Raw genomic sequence first — 21,194 nt, forward strand, 5'->3', positions numbered from 1 at the left:
GAGGAGAGTTGACCCTAGTACGAGAGGACCGGGTTGAACCGACCACTGGTGTACCAGTTATCCTGCCAAGGGTAGCGCTGGGTAGCTATGTCGGGATGTGATAACCGCTGAAAGCATCTAAGCAGGAAGCCAACTCCAAGATGAATCTTCTTTTAAGAGCTCTTATAGACTATAAGTTTGATAGGCTGGGTGTGTAATGGATGAAAGTCCTTTAGCTGACCAGTACTAATAGCTCGTCTGCTTATCTTTTAATAAGCATCACTTCCTTGTTAAGGGTAATTTTACTTCGAAAATCCGAAATAAAATATCTAATCTATAACCTTATCAAGTTCTTGTTTTAGTTAAAATGAGATTTTACTTTTAACAATTAAATAGCAGTGTTAAAGAAGTAAATTAATATAGTTTATTTCTTTAACACTGCCCGTGACTATACAGACGAGGAAACGCCTTGCTCCATCTCGAACCAAGAAGCTAAGCTCGTCCTGGCTGATGATACTCTCCCTTACTGGGATGTCGGGAAAGTAGGTCGTTGCGGGCTTTGTTTTTATTCCTTTATACTTTTTATCCCTTATTTTACATTCTTTATTCTTTGGTTTGGTTACCTTGTAATCTGTTGTATTTTTTTACAAATTTGTTTTTGGTTGGCTCAACGGAACTTAAGTGGATTTTTAGATGCGACTACGTCTTGCTACCTACAAGATCTCTTATCATCTTTAGTAAAATATGATAGAAAGTTTTTGTATCTTTACTTCGCTATGCTCTTGGCTGCAAGCAGAACACATTCCTTTAGATGAAGTAAGAAATTCTCTTTTTTAATACCTTTAAGATAATCTATGTTTATCATATCCCCGTCTGCTTACAGTAGCAAGACGAAGTCGTATCTAAATAGTTTTCCATACTGTTTATATGATTTTTGCCATTAGCGAATTCATTCTTTTAATGCTTTACTCTATAATGAGCTTAGCTCCATAATCAACCAAGCCATCATAAGCCTTCCAGCAATCAGAATAGAGAGTAAAGCTACAAGCTAGCTATAAAGAGAAGCGCAAGCGCAAGATTGATTATTTAGTAAATTCCGCTATTTTTACAGCTTCTATGTCAGATAAAAAATGTTATAAAATTTCTCTAAAATTTAGCTTAGAAATTCTTGAATGGATTATACACTTGGTTCTCATGTTTTTCATGGCAACTTAATACTTCTTATATTTAAATTAAGTTCCGTTAAGTCTAATTTAATATTGTATATGGGTGATTGAGAGTTAATTCTTTTTTTGCTTGCTTTTAGAATTTGAGTTTGTGGTTTTTTTCTCTGTATTTTCGGTTGGCGGCGCAGCTTGTTCCGGCGCGGTCAAATTTTCATCGGGTTTTAAAAATCCCTCTTCGACCATCAGCTCTACGGCCGCTCTAAACGTCGGTAGCGCGCTCTGTGCGCCGAAATAATAATACGGTTTCTTTGGCTCTCTGGCTAAAACACCTATCGTATAGCTATTGCCCTGTGAGTCGTTGACGAATCCGAAAAACGAGCCGTTATAGGTATTTGCGTAGCCACCGGTCGTGGCGATGTGTGCGGTACCTGTTTTGCCGCCGATTTCTAGGCCTTCTACCTTCGCTCTTTTGCCGGTGCCGATCTCGACGGTTTTTATCAGGATGCGCTTCATCCTTTCGGCCGCTTCTTGACTTATGGCTTCGACCGGTTTTGGGTCGTTTACGACGAAAAATTTGCCGTCTTTATAGAGCGAGTCCACGACCTTTGGCGTCACCATTACGCCTTTGTTATTAAATACGTTATACGCCTTTAAAAGCTGGATAAAAGTCGCTTGCAAACCGTATCCGTAGCTGATCGTAGCTTTGTAAATTTGCGAATTTAGCTTGGCTACGGGCGGCATATTTCCGACCTGCTCGTATGGCATATCGATGCCGGTTTTTTGTGTGAAGCCGAAATTTAAAAGCCCTGAGTAAATTTGAGAACCGTCTAGGCGCTGGGCGATTTGTATCATGCCGATATTTGAGCTGTATACAATGATATCCTCAGCCGTGAGAAATGGCTCTGGGTGCGTGTCTTTTATTGTGCGTTTGCCCAGCTGGTAGACGCCGTTGTAGGTGTTTATCCGCTCGAGCGGATTGATTTTGTCGTTTGCTAAAAGAAGGGCGAAAATAAACGGTTTAAATACCGAACCGACCTCGTATGCATACTCGGTTGCTGAGGAGTTTAGTGACTTGTAGTCTTGTTTTCTGATGTTTGAGGGGCTATATCTAGAGGTGCTGGCAAGCGCTAGTAGGCCGCCTGTTTTTGAGTCCATTATGCCTACGATTATCTCTTTTGCGTTTAGAAATTCTTTCTTTTCGTCGATGATCTGCTCTAGTCTGGTTTGCAGTTTAAGCGAGGCGTTTAAGATGATATCGTATCCGTCCACGCGGTTAGCCAAATTTGAATCGCTCGTAAGAATGATGTTGTTTCCGATATCTTTTGGGCCTAGCAGTTTTGCGTCTTGGATCGAGGAGATGTAGTATTCGTAGGCTTTTTCTACGCCTTTTACGCCCTCGGTTTTAGTGATACCGTCTTTTTCGACCTTTTTTACGTAGCCTAGCATCGGAGTGAGCGCGTCGGCGGCGACGTATTGCCTGCTTTCGCCGCTTTCTACTATGCTCATATTACGCAGTATTGCAGCACCGGTATTTGGGTCTTCGTAGGGGATAAAAATTTTTTTTCTATACAGCTTTTTTGATAGCTCCTGTAGATACGCCGCGCCCTTGGCGTCGATCTTATAGGATAGCGTAACGGCGCCTTTTTGGCTGTTGATGATTTTAGTTACGCGCTTGATATCGTCGCCGCTATATATACAGTAAAGTTTGATAAATAGATCTTTTTTATCGGGGTCGATGTTTCTAGTATCTACCATCACTTTGTAGAGCTTTTGGCTACCTGTGATGCTAAAGCCGTCTTTTGTTATTATGTTGCCGCGTAGGGCCGTGTTTATGTCGCTAGTTTCTAGTTTTGGCAGTCGTCTTTCGATATTTGCTCGGTAAAAGATAACTGCCAAAAATATGCAGATAAAAAACAGAATAAACGCAAATAAAGCGATTGTTTTTGATTTTCGCTGATTCAAGGCTTAAATTTGCGTTCTTGAGATTTCTTTGTATGCGCTTAGGGCCTTATTTCGGATCTCTAGCATGAGTTTCATCGACGTGTCGGCCTTGCCGATAGCGATAGCGGCTTGATGCAGATCTTTTACCTCGCCAGTAGCTAGATCGGCGATGGCTTTGTCTGCGTTGATTTGTATCTCGTTTAGCTCTTTTAGCGAGCTATCTAGCATGTCGCCGAAATTTAACTCGCCTTTTTGATTTTGCAGAGTCTTTACTTCTTTTTTTTCAAACGGCGAAGCGACCGAGCCGATTTTATCTATATTTGTCATAAAATTTAACCTTGTAATAATTCTAACGCGCTTTGAGCGATCGTTTTAGCCGACTGAAATGCCGAAACGTTTGCCTGATAGGCGCGCGTGGCCTCGATCAAATCCGCCATTTCGATGACGGGATTGATATTCGGGTACGCTACGTAGCCCCTCGCGTCGGCGTCTGGGTGAGATGGATCGTATTTTAGCTTAAAATCCTTATCGTCGCGCACTATCTTGTCAACTACGACGCTCATTATAGCAGGTTTTGCGTCTTTTGTATAGAATTTATCGTCTAGCGGGTTCTCGTATTCGAGCAAGTTATGTTTTTTCGCCACTTCGTCGTTTAGCACGCTGTCAAAATCAACCGCCTTAAATATCACCTCGCGGCGTCTATATGGGCCGCCTTCCGCCGTTCGCACTGTGTTTGCGTTGGCGATATTGGAGCTAATGACGTTCATCCTAAAGCGCTGGGCGCTTAGTCCGTATCCGCTGATGTCAAAGTCGCTTAAATAATTACTCATAATCTATCCTTAAATTTTGCTGCTAGCGTCGATAACGTTTTTAAATATCTGACCGCTTTGTCTCATGGCGCGATCAAGCGCTGTTACCATTATCGCGTTTTTGCTTAGCTCCGTCGTTTCCACGTCCAGGTCGACGGTGTTTGCGTCGTTTCGCGCCATGTGCCCATCGCGTAAAAATATCGTCGCCCCGTTTGACGCCGGAAAATCCACGCGAGGAAAGTGCGCGTCGTCCGTTTGGGCGAGTTTTAAAATTTTATTTTCGTCTTTGCCGTAGATTTCTTGCGCCGTTTGCGATAAAGCCGCTTCAAACGCGATATCGCGGGCTTTGTAAAAAGGCGTGTCGATGTTTGCTATGTTGCTAGAAATCATTTGCTGGCGTAAATTTCTGCTTGCCAGCGCGCTTTCTACGAGCGGTTTTGATTTTGAGGTTTGGATACCTGCGAACATTTTCTTGCCTTTTTCTCTAAATTTTACGAGATAATAAGCAAAAGACGTTCCAAATTTAGAGTAAATTTTTAAATTTGCTAAACCCGCTAGGCTGCTTTTTTAGTTCGTTAAATTTGGCTAAAAACTCGCTTCGTCTCATCGCTTTTGCGCCCATAAATTTTAGATGTTCGTTCATAACCTGACAGTCGATGAGAAAACTAAACGGCTCTAAAGCGCGGCAAAGCGCGATGAGAGCAACCTTTGACGCGCCCGTTTTTAGGCTGATCATACTTTCGCCGCAAAAGACCTTACCGAAAATTTGTCCGTAAAGTCCGCCCGCTAGCTCGCCATCCTCGTATACTTCCACGCTGTGCGAGATGCCTAGACGATGCAAATTTACGTATGCGCGCACGATATCTTTGCTTAGCCACGTGGGTTCGCGTTTTTCGCGCTCGCTTTTGCAGATTTTTAGAAAATTTTCAAAGTCGTAGTCAAACCGCACTTCAAATTTTTTAAGCGCGGATTTTATGCTTTTTTGCACCCTTACTTCGCTTGGAACTAGCACAGCGCGCGGATCTGGCGACCACCAGTATATGGGCTCGCCGGGCAAAAACCACGGGAAAATGCCTTTGTCGTAAGCTTGCAAAAGGGCCTCGGCGCTTAGATCGCCGCCGACGGCCAAAGGCGAGTTTGCAGGGGCGTTTGCGGGGTCGGGAAAGCTATAGATTTTTTCCAAATTTGACCCCGCGTCCGATTATTTTATGGATTCAAATTTAAACGCCAGCTTGCCGTTTTTTAGCGCGATATTTGCGACGCCGCCGTTTTTTAGGGCGCCGAAAAGTATCTCGTCGCTAAGCTTGGTTGAGATCTCGTCTTGGACCAGGCGTTTTAGATTTCTGGCGCCGAATTCTTTACTATAGCCCTTTTGCCAGAGGTATTTTTTGGCTTCGGCGGAGGCTTTTAGGACGACTTTTTTTTCGGCGAGGCTTGAGTTTATCTCGTTAATGATTTTTTGCGCGATGAGGCTTAGCGCGTCCTCGCTAAGGTCGTTAAAATGCACGATTTTATCGATGCGGTTGCGAAACTCGGGACTGAAAAATCCCTTTACCGCGGAGTCTGCTTTACCGCTTTCGTCTTTGCTAAAGCCTAGCGTCGGAGCCTCTTTTGAGCCCAAATTTGAGCTCATTATGATGACGGCGTTACGAAAATCGCTCTTTGCGCCCGTGTTATCGGTGAGGCTAGCGCCATCGAAAATTTGCAAAAAGACGTTTATCATCTCGTCGCTGGCCTTTTCGATCTCGTCAAACAAAATCACGCTATAAGGGTACTTTTTAACGGCATTTGTGAGTATGCCGCCCTCTTCAAACCCGACATATCCCGGAGGCGCGCCGATGAGACGCGATACGCTATGTTTTTCCATGTATTCGCTCATGTCAAACCGCTCGAAATGTACGCCCAAATTTCGCGCTAGAGCCGCACTTAGCTCGCTTTTGCCCACGCCGCTAGATCCCGTAAATAAAAATACCCCCACGGGCGCGTTTGGCTGTTTTAGCCCCGCATACGAGCGCTTGATCGCCGCTACTAGCGTATCTACAGCTTCGTCTTGGCCAAATATTTCAGACTTTAGCCTTTGGGCTAGGTTTTTCAAATTTGCCGCGGCGTCCGATTTTAGATTGGTATCAGGGATATTTGCCATCTTGCTTAAAACCGCGCTTAGATCGGACATTTTCACAGTTTTGCTTCTGTTGTGTAGGGCTAAAGCCGCGCCGACCTCGTCGATGAGATCGATGGCACTATCGGGTAAAAATCGATCGTTTAGGTATTTTTTGGCTAGCTCCGCGCTTTTAGCTAAAATTTCGTCGCTAAATTTGACGCCGTGAAAGCTCTCGTATTTGGCGCGAAGCCCTTTTAGTATCTCGACACTCTCGTCCGCGCTCGGCTCTACGACGTCGATTTTGGCAAATCGGCGCGAGAGGGCTTTTTCCTTTTCAAAAAAGCTGCGATACTCCGCGTACGTCGTCGCTCCGATGCAGCGCAGCGAGCCGTTTGCGAGAGCCGGTTTTAGTAAATTTGACATATCAAGTCCGCCGCCGTTTGTAGCTCCCGCGCCTACGATAGTGTGGATCTCATCGATAAAAACTATCGCGTCCTCCTGCTCGGCCACCTCGTCCATCACGTCTTTTAGACGTTTTTCAAAGTCGCCGCGGTATTTTGTGCCAGCTATCATCGCGCCGATGTCTAGTGCGAAAATTTGCGCCTGTTTTAGCCGTTGCGGCACTTCGCCGCTTGCGATTTTTAGCGCGAGTCCCTCGACTACGGCTGTTTTGCCAACGCCCGCTTCGCCTACTAGGATTGGATTATTTTTCTTGCGGCGGCTTAGCGTTTGCATTAGCCTTGCTAGCTCGTTTTCTCGCCCGATGATCGGATCGATCTTGCCCTCGGCGGCTAGTTTGGTTAAATTCGACGAGTATTTGGCGAGGTTTTGGAAGTTTTTAGCGCGAGTCTGCTTATCGTCTTTTGTTGCTTGCTTGATCTTTTGCGGATCGACGTCGTAAAATTCTAAAATTTTAGCTCCGTACGTGTCGCCTCTGGCCGCGATTTTAAAGAGCAAATCTCTGATACCGACGTTTTTATCTTTTAGCTCGGTGTTTAGCTCTTTAAAAATTTGCTCCAAAAGCACCGTCATGCGCGGCTGTTTGTGGTGCGGCACCTGCTCGTTGGTTTGCAGTAGATAGTTTTTTAGATCGCTTTTTAGCCCCTCGACGTCGGTGAGTCCGGCCTCTGCTAGGATATCTCTAGTCTCTTCGTTTAAATTTACCAGCACGAAAAGCACGTGCTCGCTGGTTAGATACTCGTGAAAATTCGAGTAGGCAAACTGCCCGGCCTTTTCCAAAAGATAGCTTAAATCCGAGTCAAACATCATTTCCTCCTCTTTGCGCTTTTTGCGCGCCCGTTTTGCGGGCTATTCTTCCTCGACGACGGCCTTTAGCGGGTAGCCCGCCGCGGCTGCGGCTTTTAGCGTTTGGTTTTGTTTGGTTTGGGCAATCTCTTTGTTGTAGATGCCCGCCACTCCGCTGCCTTCGTTATGGATTTTTAGCATCACGGCTACCGCGCTTTGCATATCGCGATTAAAAATCTCTACTAGCACGCTCACGACAAAATCCATACTCGTAACGTCGTCGTTTAACAAAATAACCTTAAATTTGCGCGGAAATTCCGGTTTTTCCTTTACGTCTATGCCGTGCTCCCGCTCGGTGGCGGTTTTATCGGGCATTTTTTATTCTCTCGTAATCTTTCGTCATCGCGTCTAGATGGATGCCGCCTAGGTAGTATTTCACGCCGAATTTTCCGCTATCTACGTCGGTTAGCTCCTGATATACGCCGCCTTTTAGTACCATTTTTATCGGCACGCTCTCAAGCCGCTCGTATTTTATATCCTCTAAAATTTGCGCGGCAAGCCTGTCGTTGGTTTTAGCGTCGTTTGAAATAAAGTAAAAGGCGTTATATTTTTGTGCGAAATTTTCCACGACGTACTCGTTCGTGACGTTTTCAAAGTGCGTAAGAGCGACTATCGTAAAGTCGTTTAGATTGTCGATCTGAAATTTGGTGAGATCGGGAGCTTCTTTTTGACACGGCGGACAAAACGTGCCGAATATATCAAACATCAAAATTTTATCCTCATCGCCCTTGATAACAAAGCCGCCATCGACGCGCTTTAGCGTGAGGTCTTTGCCAAACACGCTCTTTAGCGCGATCTCCTCGCCCGTTTTATAGCCCTCTATCTTTACGGGAGCCTTCGCCGTCTCGTCCTCGCCGCAGCCTGCTAGAAATACCACACAGGCCAAAGCCGCCAAAATCGCCTTTATGTTTTTTTTCATATTATTTTCCTTGTTTTGATCTTAGTTGGGTTATACTTTCGCCGCCAAAGCCGTAGTCGTCGGTGCTAACTTCTTCTATCACGACGACGGTTCTGCTCGCGTCGCGCTTTAGCGTATCGCCGAGCAGCTTCGTTACGCCGGCTATGAGCGCACGCTTTTGCTCGGCGCTTACGGCTTCTTTTTCTTTTGTGATTTTTATATTTACGTAGGGCATCGGTTTTTCCTTAAACGTATTTTTTCATCGCCGCACGCGCTTCTTTGTCGGCTTCTTTGCGTTTTATCGTCTCGCGCTTATCGTGCAAATTTTTACCTTTTGCCAGCGCGACCCGTGCCTTTACGATGTTTTTATCGTTTAGATAGAGCGCTAAAACGACTAGCGTGAGGCCATCTTGCGTGACTTGACCGAAAATTTTATCTATCTGCTTGCGGTGCATCAGTAGCTTTCTAGGAGCTCTTTCATCCGGGCGAAACGCCGAGTGCGTCGTGTTTAGGTGGCTGATGTGCGCGTTTAGCAAAAACAGCTCGCCCTTTATCACGCGCGCGAAGCTATCTTTTAGGTTTGCGCGGCCCGCCCGCAGAGCCTTTACCTCGCTGCCCTTTAACACGATACCCGCCTCAAAGGTTTCGATGATGCTAAAGTCAAACAGCGCCTTTTTATTTTTGGCTAAATCCTTACCCATTTTTTACCTTTTTATTTTAAGAAAAACACGCTTGCGCCGCTGCCGCTTAGGAAAAAACCTTTAAATTTATCCATCTGCGGATAAATTTTAAAACACGGCGCAAAAAGATCGTTTAGCTTGCGATTTTCGTATCGCTCCAGCAGCTGCGCCGTCGTCATCTCGCGCATTTTTGCCGCTAGATTTACGTCGATACTATCCATAAAATTTGCCCTAAATTCGCCGTAAACCGCAGGCGTCGAGCAAAAGACGCTCGGCGTTAAAATTTTAATCTCCGGCACTTCGTCGTCAAAATCGCTTATTGTCTCGCCGATACCGCTAACGTTTGCCGCATTGAAATCGCTAGCGAAAAACGCCACGTCCGCGCCGATATTTGCGCCTATTTTCATCAAATTTTCGCGCGTTAGTTTTAAATTTAACTCCTCGTTCGCCATCTTTAAAAACGTAGCCGCGTTTGAGCTGCCTCCGCCTAGACCCGCGCCTAAAGGGATTTGCTTTTTTATCACGATTTTATGCGAGGCGAAAAACTCGTCCAGCTCATCTTTAAAGCCCGCTTTTTCCAGCTCAAATTTGGCCTTTAAAACGATATTATTTTCGATATTTTCGTTATCGCACTCAAGCGCAAAACCGCTGGATTTTTCAAAGAAAATTTCGTCGTAAATCTCGCACCGCAAAACAAAGCGAGAGACGATCTCGTGGTAGTTGCCGCGAGTACCGACGATCTTTAAAAAGGAGTTGATTTTCGCGTAGCTTTTCATTATTTTACGATTTTATCGCTGAGTTCTTTTAGGCTCGCTTCGCCCGCGCCGTTTAGGGCCTGTTTGTTTTCCGCCGCTACGTCTTCTACTAGCTCCGAGCGCAGGATCATCATATTTTTAGGCGCGTCGATGCCGATTTTTACGCCGCCTTTTGAGATGCCTACGACCGTGATTTTGATATCGTTTCCCAGCATTATGCTTTCGTCTTCTTTTCTTGCGAGTATTAGCATTTTTCGACCTTATTTAGTTTATATGTTACGGTTTCGTCTTTGATTTCAATGATACTAAAAAATTCATCAAAGTTTATTAAATATAGTCCCTCGGCGCCAAATTTTAGCTTTTCTACGCTCAGTTTTTTGCCCAGTATTACGTCTGCTGGGTCGCCAAGATATTCGTTTCGCGGTAGCAAGATATAATCAAGCGGATCTAAAAACCTCTCGTTTTCGTAAACAAATTTACCCTCGCTCACGCGTTTTAGCGCGCTTAGAGTTGCTTTTACGCCAAGCTTTTCGGCTAAAATTTGAGCGTACGAGCGCACGTACGAGCCCTCGCTAACGCTAATGCGAAAGCTCAAAAAAGGATGCATATACGCAGTCAAATTTACGTCAAAAACGTTCATCGTTTGGCTTTTTAGCTCAAACTCCTCGCCCGCTCTTGCTAGCTCATAGGCGCGCTTGCCGTCCACGTGCTTGGCGCTAAATTTAGGCGGCACATAGGCGATCTCGCCTTTTAGCTCGCCTAGCGCCGCCTTTATGTCCGCTAAATTTAACGGCGGGCAAAGCTTTATTTCTTCGATATTTTCGTTATCTAGGCTAGTGCTCGTCGCACCCAGCCACATGGTCGCTTCATAGATTTTGGGCGTTTTGTCTATGTAGTTAAAAAGCCGAGTGTGATTTCCTAGAGCCACGATGAGACAGCCGCTAGCAAAAGGATCAAGCGTGCCGGAAAAGCCCGCTTTTTTGACGCCGTATTTGCGCTTTAGCCTGCTTAAAAAATGATTTGAGCTGATGCCTACGGGCTTATTTGCGACAAAAAGCGCGTTCATTTAAATTTGCCTTTTGGAGGCTGCGTCAAATTTGCGTTGTTTTTTAAATTTGAGCCTCGAGCGTCAAATTTGAGCGCATAAATTTGATCAAATTTAACGCCGCATTTGGCACGACTAGCCTCAAATTTGTCCATTTCACACCGCTTTTTCGACGAAGCTAGACATTATCTCGCGGCTGATTCCACCGAAATTTATCGTTAGTTTTAGCTCTTTTTTGATCTTCGTTACCGCCGTTACGCGCCCGATGCCAAAAATTTTATGCTTGACGAGGTCGCCTTTTTTGTATTCGCCTGCGGTCTGCGTTTGCGTCTGGATGATGAGGCTACCGCTGCAAACGCCTGCTTCGCTTAAAAATCTGCTCTTTTCCAGCCTCGTTCGCTGGCCTTTGTAAAAGCGCGAATTTACAAAGCTTAGCGTCAGGGTTTTTTTTGCGCGTGTGATGGCGACGTAGGCTAGTCGTCGCTCCTCCTCGATGTCGCTACCGTCGCCAAGAAGCGGGAAAAATCCCTCCTCAAGCCCGATCACGAAAAGGTGCTCGAACTCAAGCCCCTTGCTAGCGTGGATACTCATGATCGAGATCGCCTCGCCGCCGATATTATCCTGCTCGCTTTGTAGCGCGATCTCGTTTAAAAACTCCTCGATAGAAAAGCTTGGATTTTGCTTGATTTGATCTTTGATCGTAGCGTAAAACTCGTCGATGTTTGCCACGCGCTCGGCGCCGTCGGGCAAGCTCTCGTAGTATTTTTTGATGCCGAATTTCGCTTCTAGTTTATCCACTAGCTCGTACGGCGAGTCGCACTCTTTTAGCTCTCTTAAATTTGACGCAAATTCGCCGAGGCTCGAGACGATTTTTTTGCTTAGATCTTTGTCGTTTTCGTCCAGGCTAGATATCGCTTCAAATAGCGAAAGCTTATGCTCGAAGGCGATTTTTTCGATCTTTGCGAGGCTTACTTTACCTAGGCCGCGCTTTGGGCGGTTGATGACGCGCTTTAGCGAGAAGTCGTCGTTTTCGTTTGCGACTAGCCTTAGGTAGCTGATGACGTCTTTGACCTCGGCGCGCTCGTAGAATTTAACTCCGCCGACCATCTTATACGGGATTTTTTCCTTGGTTAGGCCTTCTTCGAGCGAGCGGGAAAGGGCGTTTATGCGGTACAAGATCGCGATATCGCTAGCCTGCGCGCCGCTATCAAGCAGCTTTTTGATACGTTTGGCTACCTTTAGGCTCTCCATCGTTTCGTCGTCTGATTCCATTAGCGCCACGTCCTCGCCGCCTCCTTTGGTGCTTTTTAGTTCTTTGCCGAGGCGGTTTCTATTGTGATCGATGAGCTCGTTTGCCGCGCGTAAAATTTGACTCGTCGAGCGGTAGTTTTGCTCTAGTCTTATGACTTTGGCGTCTTTAAACTGATCTTTAAAATTTAATATATTTTCGATTCTTGCGCCGCGCCAGCCGTAGATACTCTGGTCGTCGTCGCCCACGACCGCGATATTTTCGTGCGTTAGACAGAGCTTGCGCAGGAGCTTGTACTGCAAGTCGTTGGTGTCTTGATACTCGTCCACCATCACGTAGGAGTATCGCTGCGAGATTTCGCGAGCTAGTGCTTCGTCCTCGTCTAAAATTTTATAGCTAAGGCAGAGCAGATCGTCAAAATCCACGAGATTATTGGCTGCCAGATACTCCTCGTAGAGTTTGTAGATATTTGCCAGCTTTGCGTGGTAGCCGTCTTTGAAATTGTGTCCGTTTGCAAACATGCCACCATGATTTAACACCTCTTCTACGCTTAGAAGCGAGTTTTTAAAATTTGAGATCTCGCTAGCTAGCACCGAGGTCGGGATGTTGCCCTCAAAGCCTTTTAAAATGCGTTTTTTATCGTCGGTATCGATGATGACGAAGTTGTTTTTGCGCTTTAGTCGGTCGATATAAAATTTCAAAAACAAAAGCCCGAATTTGTGAAAAGTGCAAAGCAGCGGAGTGAAATTTTTACCTGCGTCGCCCAGCATTTTTAGCGCGCGGGTTCGCATTTCGCTTGCGGCTTTGTTGGTGAAGGTTAGCGTTAGGGTATTTGACGGCGGGATGCCTAGCTCGCTTATGAGATAAGCTAGGCGAGTGGTGATGGTTTTGGTTTTTCCGCTACCGGCCCCGGCTAAAATCAGCATCGCTCCGTCGGTGTGCGAGGCTGCCTCGCGCTGGCTTTCGTTCAGTTCGTCTAGTAAATCGGGCATTAAAATTCCTGCTTTATTTATTAAAATGATTAAATTCTAACAAAATAAGCTTAAAAATCGCCGCTGATTTAAATTTGGGTCTGATTAAGAGCGTTTTCAGATATAAATCAATACAATATTAAAAATATGATTTTATAAGCTGATATAATAATAAGGAGTCCGACATGATCAATGATTTTAGTAAATTTTATACCTTTATGGAGATAGTGAAAGAAAGAAGCTTCTCAAAAGCCTCAAGGGCTCTAGGTATCTCGCAGCCCGCAGTTACTTTGCAGATGAAAAAGCTCGAGGAGATGCTGCAAACAACGCTAATAATGCGTAAGAAAAACGGTATCGTCCTAACTCACGAGGGCGAGAAATTTTATAAACTCTGTACTCAGTTTGAAAGCGCTATGTTTCGCTTTAAAGACGAGCTAGCGCGCATAAAAACGGACAAGGTACCGCTAGTCATCGCAACCACCCAGCTCATCGCCGAGGCGGTCATCTCGATACTGCTGGATAAAATCTCGCAAAGCGTAGGCAGCGAGCTAGATATCAGGATAAAGGAGCAAAACGAGCTCATAAACTACCTAAAAGACCGCCGCAGCAACATCGCCATCATCCTGGAGCAGTCGCTTGATAGCAGCTTGCTCGTTAAAAAGCTATTTGACTACGAGCTGATTTTGGTTTCAAATAAAAAAATCGCCGAGAGCGTGAAGCCTGAGGAACTTATCAAGTTTAAATTTATCAAAGATAGGACGCGAACTTATCTGGATGATATCTTGCATAAGCACGGCGTGGACGCGCATGCGCTTGACGTGGCGTATTCGCTAGATGGTTCAATAATGGTCTGCCGCGCGTTGGCGTCAAACCATGCCGATACGTACGTGGCGTTTTTGCCGAGATTTTTGATCGAAAACGAGCTAAAAAACGGCAGGTTGTTTGAGATAAATATCGCTAAATTTAAGCTCACTCGCTCGGTCTATGCCGCCGCACTAAAAGAAAACGAGGAAGCGCTGCATAAATTTTTAAAGATTAAGACTAGTTTTAATTTTTAATCTGCTTTAGCGTACGCGCCAAATTTTGATTAAATTTAGCCTTTTTCGGCGCGTAAATTTAAATACTCTTGCGAAAATTTGGCGCAAAATATCCTTGCCGAACCTGGAGATGATGTTGTTTTGGCGATTTTATAACTTCCAAATTTACGGTCAAATTTGACGGTAAATTTAATATCTTTAAAAATGGAAAGTATATAAGAATAAAAGCAAGAGACGGGCAAGAGCCCGTCTGAATAAAATGCGGTTTAGAACGTAAATTCCCAGTTTAGTCTGAAATTTCTGCCCGCAGAGTAGAAGCGATTTATACCTAAACCAGTGGTTCTATCGATCATGTTCATGGTGCCAAACGGCCTGATGGAGCGTGCAGCGTCCCAAGTGATGTATTTTTCGTTGGTTAGGTTGTAAACGCCCAGTCTAAACGTCAAATTTTTAATCGGGCGCACGTAAGTTACGACATCTACTAGGGTGTAGGCATTGCTTCGCCATTTAGAGTGGCTGTTTGTATTATACGGATTGCCATACGGGTCGGTGTCTAGGCGCCAGAACATATTATAGGTGTCTTTTGCTTTTTTAGATGCGACGTTAGTTACATAGATATCGGCGCCGAATTTATCCGCCGGGCTTGCGTAGCCTAGACCATAGATCGCAGTGGTCGGCTGTATAGCGTTCATCGGTACTTTGCCGTCGTTATCGGTTTGTACCCTGCCTTTTTGCATCGTTAGCTTGTAGCTAGCGTGAAAGCCCTTTAGCGAGTCTGAAATTTGACCGAAATGTAACATAGAGTTTATCTCAAAGCCGCGTACGGTAGCTTTGCTACGGTTTACGTTGCCGTATAGCGCAAAAGGTATGGTGTTGCCGCCGCCTCCCGTGGCATAGCTTTTAGTACCTAGCGAGATTAGATCGATAAAGTTATCGTATTTGGTCTCAAAAAAGCTAGTTGTTATAAAGCTCTTGTCCTCGTGTAGCGTCAATGCAAGCTCTTTTGTCTTAGCTATTTCTGGTTTTAGATCCGGATTTGGCTGGATGGTAAAATCAGGATGCTTAAACGCCAAATATAGCTCGTCCGAAGTCGGCGCTCTAAAGCCTTTGGAGTATTTTAGCTGTATCCTAAAGTAATCCAGCGGATCGATATCGGCTCCGATGGCATAAGAGCTATTCGTAAATTTTTTATCCCTAGCGATGTATTTTATGTTTGCCAGCGCGTTATTAGGCGCTTCTTGCTTCCATGCGTCGTGGGCTATTTTCCACTCGTCTCTATCTGCATAGTCCCACCATTTTGGCTCTGGGCTAGGATTATACGGTACGAAAAGACCTAGCACCATATCGTCCGGGATTTTAGGCGTAGAGCCCGGGACGTAGTTTGGTTTATATTTTATCTTGTCGTAGCGATAGCCTAAATTTATCCCCAACCAGTCGTTTACTCGCATATCGTCGTTGAGGTATAGTGCGCCTTCTTTTGTTTTAACCGGGATGAGAAAAGACGTGAGAGGCTCGGTTCTAGGGCAAAGCGCGTAAAGTAGCGTTAGCGGCGCGTTTTCGCACGTATACGGCGTACCGGTAAAATCCGTACCTAGAGTCTTAGGCGCCCACCACTGATTGTTTGTAGTGTCGTAGCCTTGCTTGTTTGTCATGGATTTTTCGGTTTTAGCAAAGCTTAGTCCGTATGCGATATCGTGCTCTACGTCGCCCGTTTTGGCGTATTTATTAAAGTCTAGATTAAATTGCTTAGTATTGGTATCTAGATCGCGCTCTTTCCAGTCGCGGCTTATGTAGCCTTTGCCGTACGGAGTGATTAGATATCCGCTCTGCGAGCTTTGTTTAAAGGTCTTGCCCGTGCTCGCGTCGGTGTAGCTTTTATCTAGCGGGACGGTTGATTTTATGTATTGCTCGGTGGCATAGTCGTATTTTAGCACGTCGATATTTGGCTGAGAGCAGTCAAATACCGAGCAGTCAAGCCAAGTGTTGCTTACGTTTTGATTGATGCTAAATTTATTCTGATCATGGACGGCTCCTTGGCTATCTACGAGTCTGTTTACCCACGTTAGTCCGCCGTACTGCGGATCTACTTCTTGGGTTCTTTGCAAGGTTACTTCGCCGCCGTACTTATCGACAACCTTGTTATTTTTAACCTGAAGTCCGATAGGATTTGAAATTTCAGCGCAGTTTTCTCCTGCTTGGCAGTGTTCCTCGGTTCTGGCGCGGGATTTGATTTTTTGGTTGGAGTATGTAAATTTCATCGTATCCCACAACGGAGTTTCGCTAAAATTTTCATAGGCAAAAGCGCGATTTTTCCTATCCATCATATCGTCGTTGTATCTTAGACCGGTATCTATGATCTCGTCCCTGTTGCTAGAAAGCGTAAGTGTGTATGATAGGTCTTTGCCTTGAGATCGGTTTTTGTAGGTATCTGACATAAAGGTAAATCTATGCTCCTCGTGAGGCTGGAAACCTAGCTTAATGAGGCTGCTCGTTTTTTTGATGTAGTACGGGTCGGCCTTTTCTCTGGTTCTACCCAGTACGCTGTCGTCATAGTCTTTGTAGCCGTAGTTTTCCGTCTCGTGATGTCTGCGCTTGGTTTGTACGGCTAGGATGTCAAACCACTTAAACCTACCGGCTAGGGTGTGCGAGTGCATGGTTTGATTATCGGCGGTGTTGTAGCCGCCCTTGTAGCCGTAAAAATAGTCCTTATCTAGCAAAAGATCCCTTGCGTCTTTTGTTTCAAACATTACGGAGCCACCAAGAGAGCCTGAGCCCGTGCGAACTGAGTCTGCGCCTTTTGAAATAGTTGCTTGTTTTAGCGTTTCAAATTCCACGCCGTTGCGGGTGTTGTTAAAGTTTCCGTATCCTTCAAATAGCTCCTTAAAGCCTTGCGAGCTTAGCGTCTGAGCCTGATGGAGGCCGTCAACGGTGATAGCCACGCGGTTTTCCTCCACACCTCTTATCGCGTAGCCGCTCTGACCGAAACGCCCAGCCTCCACGGTTGTTACGCCCGTTTCGTATCGCACTAGGTCTTTGTTATCAGAAACCTGCGTTTTGGTTAGTTCTTTGGCGCTTTTTACGCTTTGGCCGACTTTTTTTTGCATCGGATCATTCTCAGCGCCTGCTTCGCCGCTAACCGTTACTTCTTTTAGCTCGACTTCGGCCTCTTTTGCATTTAAATTTGACAAAAGAAGCAAAGCGGCAAGAGAAAATTTAAGATGATTCATTTCTGTCCTTATTAACGATAGTTTTGATATTCATTTGCTCTTAAATGCGAAATGATAATAAATATTTGTTTATAGTTTGATTAAAAGATTGGAATTTAATTTAAAAATTATAAATCAATTTTTTATATTAAGAAATAAAAGGGTTGCTGTTGGTAAAACCGGTGCAAGTAGGATAATATTTTGCTTAAGCAAATTTAGTAAATTTAAGATAAAGCCTGTATCTGACAAAAATCAAACGTAAAGCGCAATAAGCGCTATAAAGCCGTCTGCTCCTGCAAAACCAATATCGCACGGCTCAAATCAAGGAAATGCGCATAAAATAAATCTATAAAAATAGCGTGAGCAAAACGGTGGATAAAAGTTTGCTCACTTTTTAAATAGATCTTTATTGTTTGGGTTTGACATTAACGCCGACATCGACTTTTCAAGCTGATTTTTTTGAGATTTGTAAATAGAAAAATTTACCAAAATCGGGCTGTTTTCCACCAAAATTTGCACGATAGCTCCAAGCGGAAAGCTAACGACGCTGGCGAAATTTTCCTTACCAAAACCCGCCTCGAAGCTCAGCTCGTCTGGAGTTAGCTTGGCGCTGCTAAAAGTGTAGCCGGCAAGCGTAAAGACGATAACGGGCGCCGTAAAAGTGCTCTTAATGTACTCCGGCAGCTCGGGGTTAAATTTGACCAGATCAAGGTTGGCCATCGCCGAAAAGGAGCGGTCGTTTTTTAGCAGATACTCCACGCACTCAAAAACGTGCTCCTTCATCATCGCCGCAAATCTCTCGTCGTCTAAAATCTCATCAAGCATTTTACCTCCTTTTTGTGCCTTTTCTCAAATTTACTGTCCGCAGTCGTGCCGAATTTGGCTTCAAATAAACGCAAAATTTAGCTTCAAATTTATTGCTGTCCCTGACTCGGTTCGGCTTGTCAAATTTGCCCACGCTTTTAAATTTACTCCCCAAAACGCGTCAAATTTATGCCCGTTACGCCTCCTGGCAAAACTCCTCCACTAGCTTTCTAACCTCGTTTATACCGATCTGCCAAAACGCAGCGTCCTCGATATCAAAGCCAAACATCCCGACCAGCTCTTTTGGCGATCGCGAGCCGCCCGCGCTTAAAAACTTGGTGTAAATTTGCGTGAAATTTTCGCATTTGCCGCTTTTATAAAGCCCAAAAATCGCCAGCACCAAAAGCTGCGCGTAGGAGTAGGCGTAGCAGTAAAACGGCGTATGGATGAAGTGCGGGATGTAACTCCACCAAATTTTATAGTAGTCGTTTAGCGCGACGCTTAGCCCGAACATCTTAGCACTCTCCTCAAGCCAAATTTTATTTAGCTCCTCGGCGCTGATCTCGCCCTCATGCGCGTGAACTCGGCGCTCAAAGGTAGTGAAGTTTATCTGGCGGTAGAGCGTGGCGAAGATATCCTCGATCTTGCCGGCGAGTAGGGCGGTTTTTTCTCTGCCTTTTAGCGTGCTTTTGACGTGATCAAAAACCAGCATCTCGCAAAAGACCGATGCTGTTTCTGCCGTAGTTAGCGGCGTGTCGGCGTTTAGAAATCCGACGCTTTCATAGGCTAGATTTTGATGCGCGGCGTGACCTAGCTCGTGCGCTAGTGTAAAAAGATCCCGCCTCTCGTCGGTGTGGTTTAAAAGCACGTATGGATGGGCTTTTGCGACGCCTGATTGCGAAAAGGCGCCGCCTCGTTTATTTTCGGCCGGATAAACGTCGATCCAGCCCTCTTTAAACGCGCGAGCGGCTATCTCGCCGAATTTCGGGCTAAATTTAGAAAAAGTCTCAAGCACGATTTTTTTGCATTCGTCAAATTTATAAATGCTCTTGCTCTCGCCCAGCGGCGCGTATCTATCGTAGTCGTAGAGCTTTTTAAAACCTAAAATTTTGCGCTTTTTTTCGTAAAATTTAATCGGCAGATCAAAGCTCGTCTCGGCGGCCTTTATGAGCGCGTCCACGCTAGCCTTGGTCGTTTGGTTTGAAAAATGCCGAGGACTTTCTGGCAGATCAAATTTCCGCAGTTCGCAGCTAGTTTTTAGGCTGGTTTTGATCATATTATAGATGTAGCTAAGTAGATGCTGCTGGGGCGCTAAGCCGCCAGAGAGGCTCTTTGCGGCCGCTTTTCGCTCGGCTCGGTCTGGGCTGTGAAGCTTGGATAAGATCTCCTCTTCGCCCAGCATTTTGCCTTTAAATTTAAACTTAAGCGCGCTTAGTGTCTCGTCAAAAAGCCGCGAAAAACCTTCCGCGCCCGTGTTTGCCGTGCGCAGTAAAATTTGCTCCTCTTTTAGGCTTAGCTGGTGGGCTTTTTCTTTTGCGATACTATCTAGATAGTAGCCAAGCCTAGCACTTTTGGCGATGATTTTGTTTTGTCTGGCTTCGTCAAATTCGTTAAATTTAAGCTCAAAAAATAACAGATGATTTTGCGCTTTTGAGCTTAGCTCGTCAAATTTGGCGTAAAACGCGCCCTTTGAGGTGTCTTTTGAGAAAACAAGGCTCACGTAAATTTGCACGCGAGCGATGTTTTCTAACAAATTTTCGTATTCGTTAAGCGCGGCAAAAAACTCCTCGTCGCTTAAATTTAAAAATTTATCCGAGTATTTAGCTTCAAATTTTTCGCACTCTTTTTGTAACGAAAGAGCCGAAGTCTCCAGTTCTTTTTCGTTTTTAAAAAGCGGGGTCAAGTCCCAAACGTTCATTTTGCAGCCTTAAATTTACTCTACGGTTTCTGAGGCTACGGCGGTGAAAAGTACGTCTGAGGCGCTATTTACGGCTGTTTCTACTGAATCTTGGATCACGCCGATGATAAATCCTACGCCGACAACTTGCATCGCGATGTCGTTACCGATACCAAATAGTGCGCAAGCAAGCGGCACGAGTAGTAGCGAACCGCCAGCGACACCTGAAGCTCCGCAAGCTCCAAGGGCCGAGATAAAGCAAAGTAGTAGCGCGTCGCCAAAATCAACCGTGATAGACGGGATCGAGTTTACCGCCGCAAGCGCCAAGATACCGATGGTTACGGCTGCGCCGCCCATGTTTATAGTGGCTCCTAGCGGGATAGAGATCGAGTAGAGCTCCTCTTTTAGCCCTAGTTTTTTGCAAAGCGCCATATTTACGGGGATATTTGCCGCAGACGAACGAGTGAAAAACGCAGTAACCGCGCTCTCTCTGACGCAAGTCATAACAAGCGGATACGGGTTTTTCTTGGTAACTACAAACACCATTGCAGGGTAAACGATGAAGGAAACAAAAGCCATCGCACCTACTAGAACGAGGATTAGTTTTAGGTAGCCCGCAAGCGCTTCAAAGCCCGTCTCGTGGATGCTGATGGTGACTAGACCAAAGATACCAAATGGCGCCAAGCGGATGATAAATCTAACGATTTTAGTCACGCCGTCGCTAACGTCTTGAAATACTTTTTTGGTTTCTTGCGTGCAAAACCTCATCGCGATACCGCCGCCAACGGCCCAAGTGATGATGCCGATGTAGTTGCCCGTAGATAGCGCGGTGATAGGGTTTTGAACCATTTTAAAGATGAGGTCTTTTAGGACGTCGACGATGCCTTGTGGAGTGCTCATATTTGCGCTCTCGACGCCTTTTAGCACGAGCTCCATCGGGAAAAGAAAGCTTGCTACGACCGCAACTACGGCAGCTAAAAACGTGCCGACTAGGTAAAGCGTAACTACCTTTTGCATGCCTTTTGCGTGGCCGAATTCTTTTACGATGATAGATGTCGCAACTAGTACGAAAACTAGGATAGGCGCGATAGCTTTAAGCGCGCCGACGAAGAGGTTACCCAAAACGGCGATGGAGTTAGCGACCGAATTTGCCACGTCGGTTAGATCTTTTTTTGCTGCGGCTAGCTGCGCTGCGTCGCTCACGCCTTTTGCGATTAGTTCGTTATAAGGAGCCGCCTGATAGTGCGTCCAAAAGCCGATAACGGCGCCTAGAGCTATGCCGATTAAAATTTGAACGATCAAATTTCCGTCGGCGAACCTTTTTGCCAGTTTGCTAAACATTCTAGTGTCC

At 45.4% G+C, this 21,194-nt stretch carries 20 protein-coding genes, 2 rRNA genes and 1 pseudogene; 3 read left to right on the plus strand and 20 right to left on the minus strand.

Translation table 11 applies throughout. The features are described from left to right. Positions 1–249, plus strand: a 23S ribosomal RNA gene (locus Q0394_RS05755); the annotation flags it as partial. A 170-nt stretch (positions 250–419) separates the two neighbouring features. Beyond that, positions 420–538, plus strand: a 5S ribosomal RNA gene (gene rrf / locus Q0394_RS05760). Between the two features lie 240 nt (positions 539–778). Here rrf and Q0394_RS05765 read toward each other — a convergent pair. The 16 genes and pseudogenes from Q0394_RS05765 to Q0394_RS05840 form a co-directional block, all read right to left on the minus strand. Further along, a pseudogene (locus tag Q0394_RS05765) lies at positions 779–1,184 on the minus strand (hypothetical protein); the annotation flags it as partial. A 75-nt stretch (positions 1,185–1,259) separates the two neighbouring features. Next, the gene (locus tag Q0394_RS05770; protein WP_298946069.1) at positions 1,260–3,107 is read right to left on the minus strand and encodes a penicillin-binding protein 2; all 1,848 of its coding nucleotides are present in this window, start codon (positions 3,105–3,107) and stop codon (positions 1,260–1,262) included. 3 nt (positions 3,108–3,110) lie between these two features. After that, positions 3,111–3,413 (minus strand): flagellar hook-basal body complex protein FliE, encoded by a 303-nt coding sequence (fliE, locus tag Q0394_RS05775; protein WP_298946071.1) that lies wholly within the window; start codon positions 3,411–3,413, stop codon positions 3,111–3,113. Between the two features lie 5 nt (positions 3,414–3,418). Then, positions 3,419–3,916 carry a flagellar basal body rod protein FlgC gene (gene flgC / locus Q0394_RS05780; RefSeq protein WP_002946576.1) on the minus strand — a complete coding sequence of 166 codons (498 nt, stop codon included), beginning with the start codon at positions 3,914–3,916 and terminating at the stop codon, positions 3,419–3,421. A gap of 9 nt (positions 3,917–3,925) precedes the next feature. After that, positions 3,926–4,363, minus strand: coding sequence for a flagellar basal body rod protein FlgB (gene flgB, locus Q0394_RS05785; protein WP_297937000.1), 438 nt, complete (start codon positions 4,361–4,363; stop codon positions 3,926–3,928). Positions 4,364–4,418: 55 nt separating this feature from the next. Beyond that, positions 4,419–5,078: a leucyl/phenylalanyl-tRNA--protein transferase gene (gene aat / locus Q0394_RS05790; protein ID WP_297936998.1), complete on the minus strand. Its 660-nt coding sequence runs from the start codon at positions 5,076–5,078 to the stop codon at positions 4,419–4,421. 18 nt (positions 5,079–5,096) lie between these two features. After that, entirely contained in the window at positions 5,097–7,262 is a 2,166-nt protein-coding gene (locus tag Q0394_RS05795) for an AAA family ATPase (protein WP_298946074.1), read from the minus strand. Between the two features lie 42 nt (positions 7,263–7,304). Next, positions 7,305–7,616, minus strand: coding sequence for an ATP-dependent Clp protease adaptor ClpS (locus Q0394_RS05800; RefSeq protein ID WP_298946077.1), 312 nt, complete (start codon positions 7,614–7,616; stop codon positions 7,305–7,307). Next, positions 7,606–8,220 (minus strand): TlpA family protein disulfide reductase, encoded by a 615-nt coding sequence (locus Q0394_RS05805; RefSeq protein WP_298946079.1) that lies wholly within the window; start codon positions 8,218–8,220, stop codon positions 7,606–7,608. Before Q0394_RS05805 ends, Q0394_RS05800 begins: the two co-directional genes overlap by 11 nt. A 1-nt stretch (position 8,221) precedes the next feature. Further along, entirely contained in the window at positions 8,222–8,434 is a 213-nt protein-coding gene (locus Q0394_RS05810) for a 4-oxalocrotonate tautomerase family protein (RefSeq protein WP_298946081.1), read from the minus strand. A 10-nt stretch (positions 8,435–8,444) separates the two neighbouring features. Then, positions 8,445–8,900: an SsrA-binding protein SmpB gene (gene smpB, locus Q0394_RS05815; RefSeq protein WP_298946082.1), complete on the minus strand. Its 456-nt coding sequence runs from the start codon at positions 8,898–8,900 to the stop codon at positions 8,445–8,447. Positions 8,901–8,911: 11 nt separating this feature from the next. Further along, the gene (locus tag Q0394_RS05820; RefSeq protein ID WP_298946084.1) at positions 8,912–9,655 is read right to left on the minus strand and encodes a 4-(cytidine 5'-diphospho)-2-C-methyl-D-erythritol kinase; all 744 of its coding nucleotides are present in this window, start codon (positions 9,653–9,655) and stop codon (positions 8,912–8,914) included. Then, a complete protein-coding gene (gene csrA, locus Q0394_RS05825) occupies positions 9,655–9,885 on the minus strand; it encodes a carbon storage regulator CsrA (protein ID WP_002946591.1) in 231 nt (76 codons plus the stop codon). The genes Q0394_RS05820 and csrA overlap by 1 nt, the downstream gene beginning before the upstream one ends. Beyond that, positions 9,879–10,700 (minus strand): tRNA pseudouridine(55) synthase TruB, encoded by an 822-nt coding sequence (truB, locus tag Q0394_RS05830; RefSeq protein WP_298946086.1) that lies wholly within the window; start codon positions 10,698–10,700, stop codon positions 9,879–9,881. The genes csrA and truB overlap by 7 nt, the downstream gene beginning before the upstream one ends. After that, positions 10,697–10,834: a hypothetical protein gene (locus Q0394_RS05835; RefSeq protein WP_298946088.1), complete on the minus strand. Its 138-nt coding sequence runs from the start codon at positions 10,832–10,834 to the stop codon at positions 10,697–10,699. Before Q0394_RS05835 ends, truB begins: the two co-directional genes overlap by 4 nt. Before the next feature lies 1 nt (position 10,835). After that, positions 10,836–12,920, minus strand: a complete 2,085-nt coding sequence (locus tag Q0394_RS05840) for a UvrD-helicase domain-containing protein (RefSeq protein ID WP_298946090.1) — start codon at positions 12,918–12,920, stop codon at positions 10,836–10,838. Positions 12,921–13,084: 164 nt separating this feature from the next. Here Q0394_RS05840 and Q0394_RS05845 point away from each other — a divergent pair, with 164 nt between their 5' ends. Further along, positions 13,085–13,957 (plus strand): LysR family transcriptional regulator, encoded by an 873-nt coding sequence (locus tag Q0394_RS05845; protein ID WP_298946092.1) that lies wholly within the window; start codon positions 13,085–13,087, stop codon positions 13,955–13,957. Between the two features lie 245 nt (positions 13,958–14,202). On the opposite strand, the gene Q0394_RS05850 is transcribed toward Q0394_RS05845, so the two are convergent. The 4 genes from Q0394_RS05850 to sstT all read right to left on the minus strand — a co-directional run bounded on the left by Q0394_RS05850 (position 14,203) and on the right by sstT (position 21,184). Next, positions 14,203–17,163 carry a TonB-dependent hemoglobin/transferrin/lactoferrin family receptor gene (locus Q0394_RS05850; RefSeq protein ID WP_298946094.1) on the minus strand — a complete coding sequence of 987 codons (2,961 nt, stop codon included), beginning with the start codon at positions 17,161–17,163 and terminating at the stop codon, positions 14,203–14,205. 366 nt (positions 17,164–17,529) lie between these two features. Next, positions 17,530–17,967, minus strand: coding sequence for a hypothetical protein (locus Q0394_RS05855; RefSeq protein WP_298946096.1), 438 nt, complete (start codon positions 17,965–17,967; stop codon positions 17,530–17,532). Positions 17,968–18,142: 175 nt separating this feature from the next. Beyond that, positions 18,143–19,864 (minus strand): M3 family oligoendopeptidase, encoded by a 1,722-nt coding sequence (locus Q0394_RS05860; RefSeq protein WP_298946098.1) that lies wholly within the window; start codon positions 19,862–19,864, stop codon positions 18,143–18,145. Positions 19,865–19,879: 15 nt separating this feature from the next. Next, entirely contained in the window at positions 19,880–21,184 is a 1,305-nt protein-coding gene (gene sstT / locus Q0394_RS05865; protein ID WP_298946100.1) for a serine/threonine transporter SstT, read from the minus strand. Positions 21,185–21,194: the final 10 nt, after the last annotated feature.

Origin of the sequence: uncultured Campylobacter sp. (genome assembly GCF_938039205.1) — a bacterium.
Taxonomy (GTDB): Bacteria; Campylobacterota; Campylobacteria; order Campylobacterales; family Campylobacteraceae; genus Campylobacter_A.

What these genes read in the sequence shown, in the direction of transcription:
- csrA (WP_002946591.1), bottom strand. Translation starts at nt 9,885, where the DNA reads ATGCTAATACTCGCAAGAAAAGAAGACGAAAGCATAATGCTGGGAAAC.
- Q0394_RS05795 (WP_298946074.1), bottom strand. Translation starts at nt 7,262, where the DNA reads ATGTTTGACTCGGATTTAAGCTATCTTTTGGAAAAGGCCGGGCAGTTT.
- Q0394_RS05840 (WP_298946090.1), bottom strand. Translation starts at nt 12,920, where the DNA reads ATGCCCGATTTACTAGACGAACTGAACGAAAGCCAGCGCGAGGCAGCC.
- smpB (WP_298946082.1), bottom strand. Translation starts at nt 8,900, where the DNA reads ATGGGTAAGGATTTAGCCAAAAATAAAAAGGCGCTGTTTGACTTTAGC.
- truB (WP_298946086.1), bottom strand. Translation starts at nt 10,700, where the DNA reads ATGAACGCGCTTTTTGTCGCAAATAAGCCCGTAGGCATCAGCTCAAAT.
- fliE (WP_298946071.1), bottom strand. Translation starts at nt 3,413, where the DNA reads ATGACAAATATAGATAAAATCGGCTCGGTCGCTTCGCCGTTTGAAAAA.
- Q0394_RS05810 (WP_298946081.1), bottom strand. Translation starts at nt 8,434, where the DNA reads ATGCCCTACGTAAATATAAAAATCACAAAAGAAAAAGAAGCCGTAAGC.
- Q0394_RS05800 (WP_298946077.1), bottom strand. Translation starts at nt 7,616, where the DNA reads ATGCCCGATAAAACCGCCACCGAGCGGGAGCACGGCATAGACGTAAAG.
- Q0394_RS05850 (WP_298946094.1), bottom strand. Translation starts at nt 17,163, where the DNA reads ATGAATCATCTTAAATTTTCTCTTGCCGCTTTGCTTCTTTTGTCAAAT.
- Q0394_RS05805 (WP_298946079.1), bottom strand. Translation starts at nt 8,220, where the DNA reads ATGAAAAAAAACATAAAGGCGATTTTGGCGGCTTTGGCCTGTGTGGTA.
- flgC (WP_002946576.1), bottom strand. Translation starts at nt 3,916, where the DNA reads ATGAGTAATTATTTAAGCGACTTTGACATCAGCGGATACGGACTAAGC.
- Q0394_RS05860 (WP_298946098.1), bottom strand. Translation starts at nt 19,864, where the DNA reads ATGAACGTTTGGGACTTGACCCCGCTTTTTAAAAACGAAAAAGAACTG.
- Q0394_RS05835 (WP_298946088.1), bottom strand. Translation starts at nt 10,834, where the DNA reads ATGGACAAATTTGAGGCTAGTCGTGCCAAATGCGGCGTTAAATTTGAT.
- flgB (WP_297937000.1), bottom strand. Translation starts at nt 4,363, where the DNA reads ATGTTCGCAGGTATCCAAACCTCAAAATCAAAACCGCTCGTAGAAAGC.
- Q0394_RS05855 (WP_298946096.1), bottom strand. Translation starts at nt 17,967, where the DNA reads ATGCTTGATGAGATTTTAGACGACGAGAGATTTGCGGCGATGATGAAG.
- sstT (WP_298946100.1), bottom strand. Translation starts at nt 21,184, where the DNA reads ATGTTTAGCAAACTGGCAAAAAGGTTCGCCGACGGAAATTTGATCGTT.
- Q0394_RS05845 (WP_298946092.1), top strand. Translation starts at nt 13,085, where the DNA reads ATGATCAATGATTTTAGTAAATTTTATACCTTTATGGAGATAGTGAAA.
- Q0394_RS05820 (WP_298946084.1), bottom strand. Translation starts at nt 9,655, where the DNA reads ATGAAAAGCTACGCGAAAATCAACTCCTTTTTAAAGATCGTCGGTACT.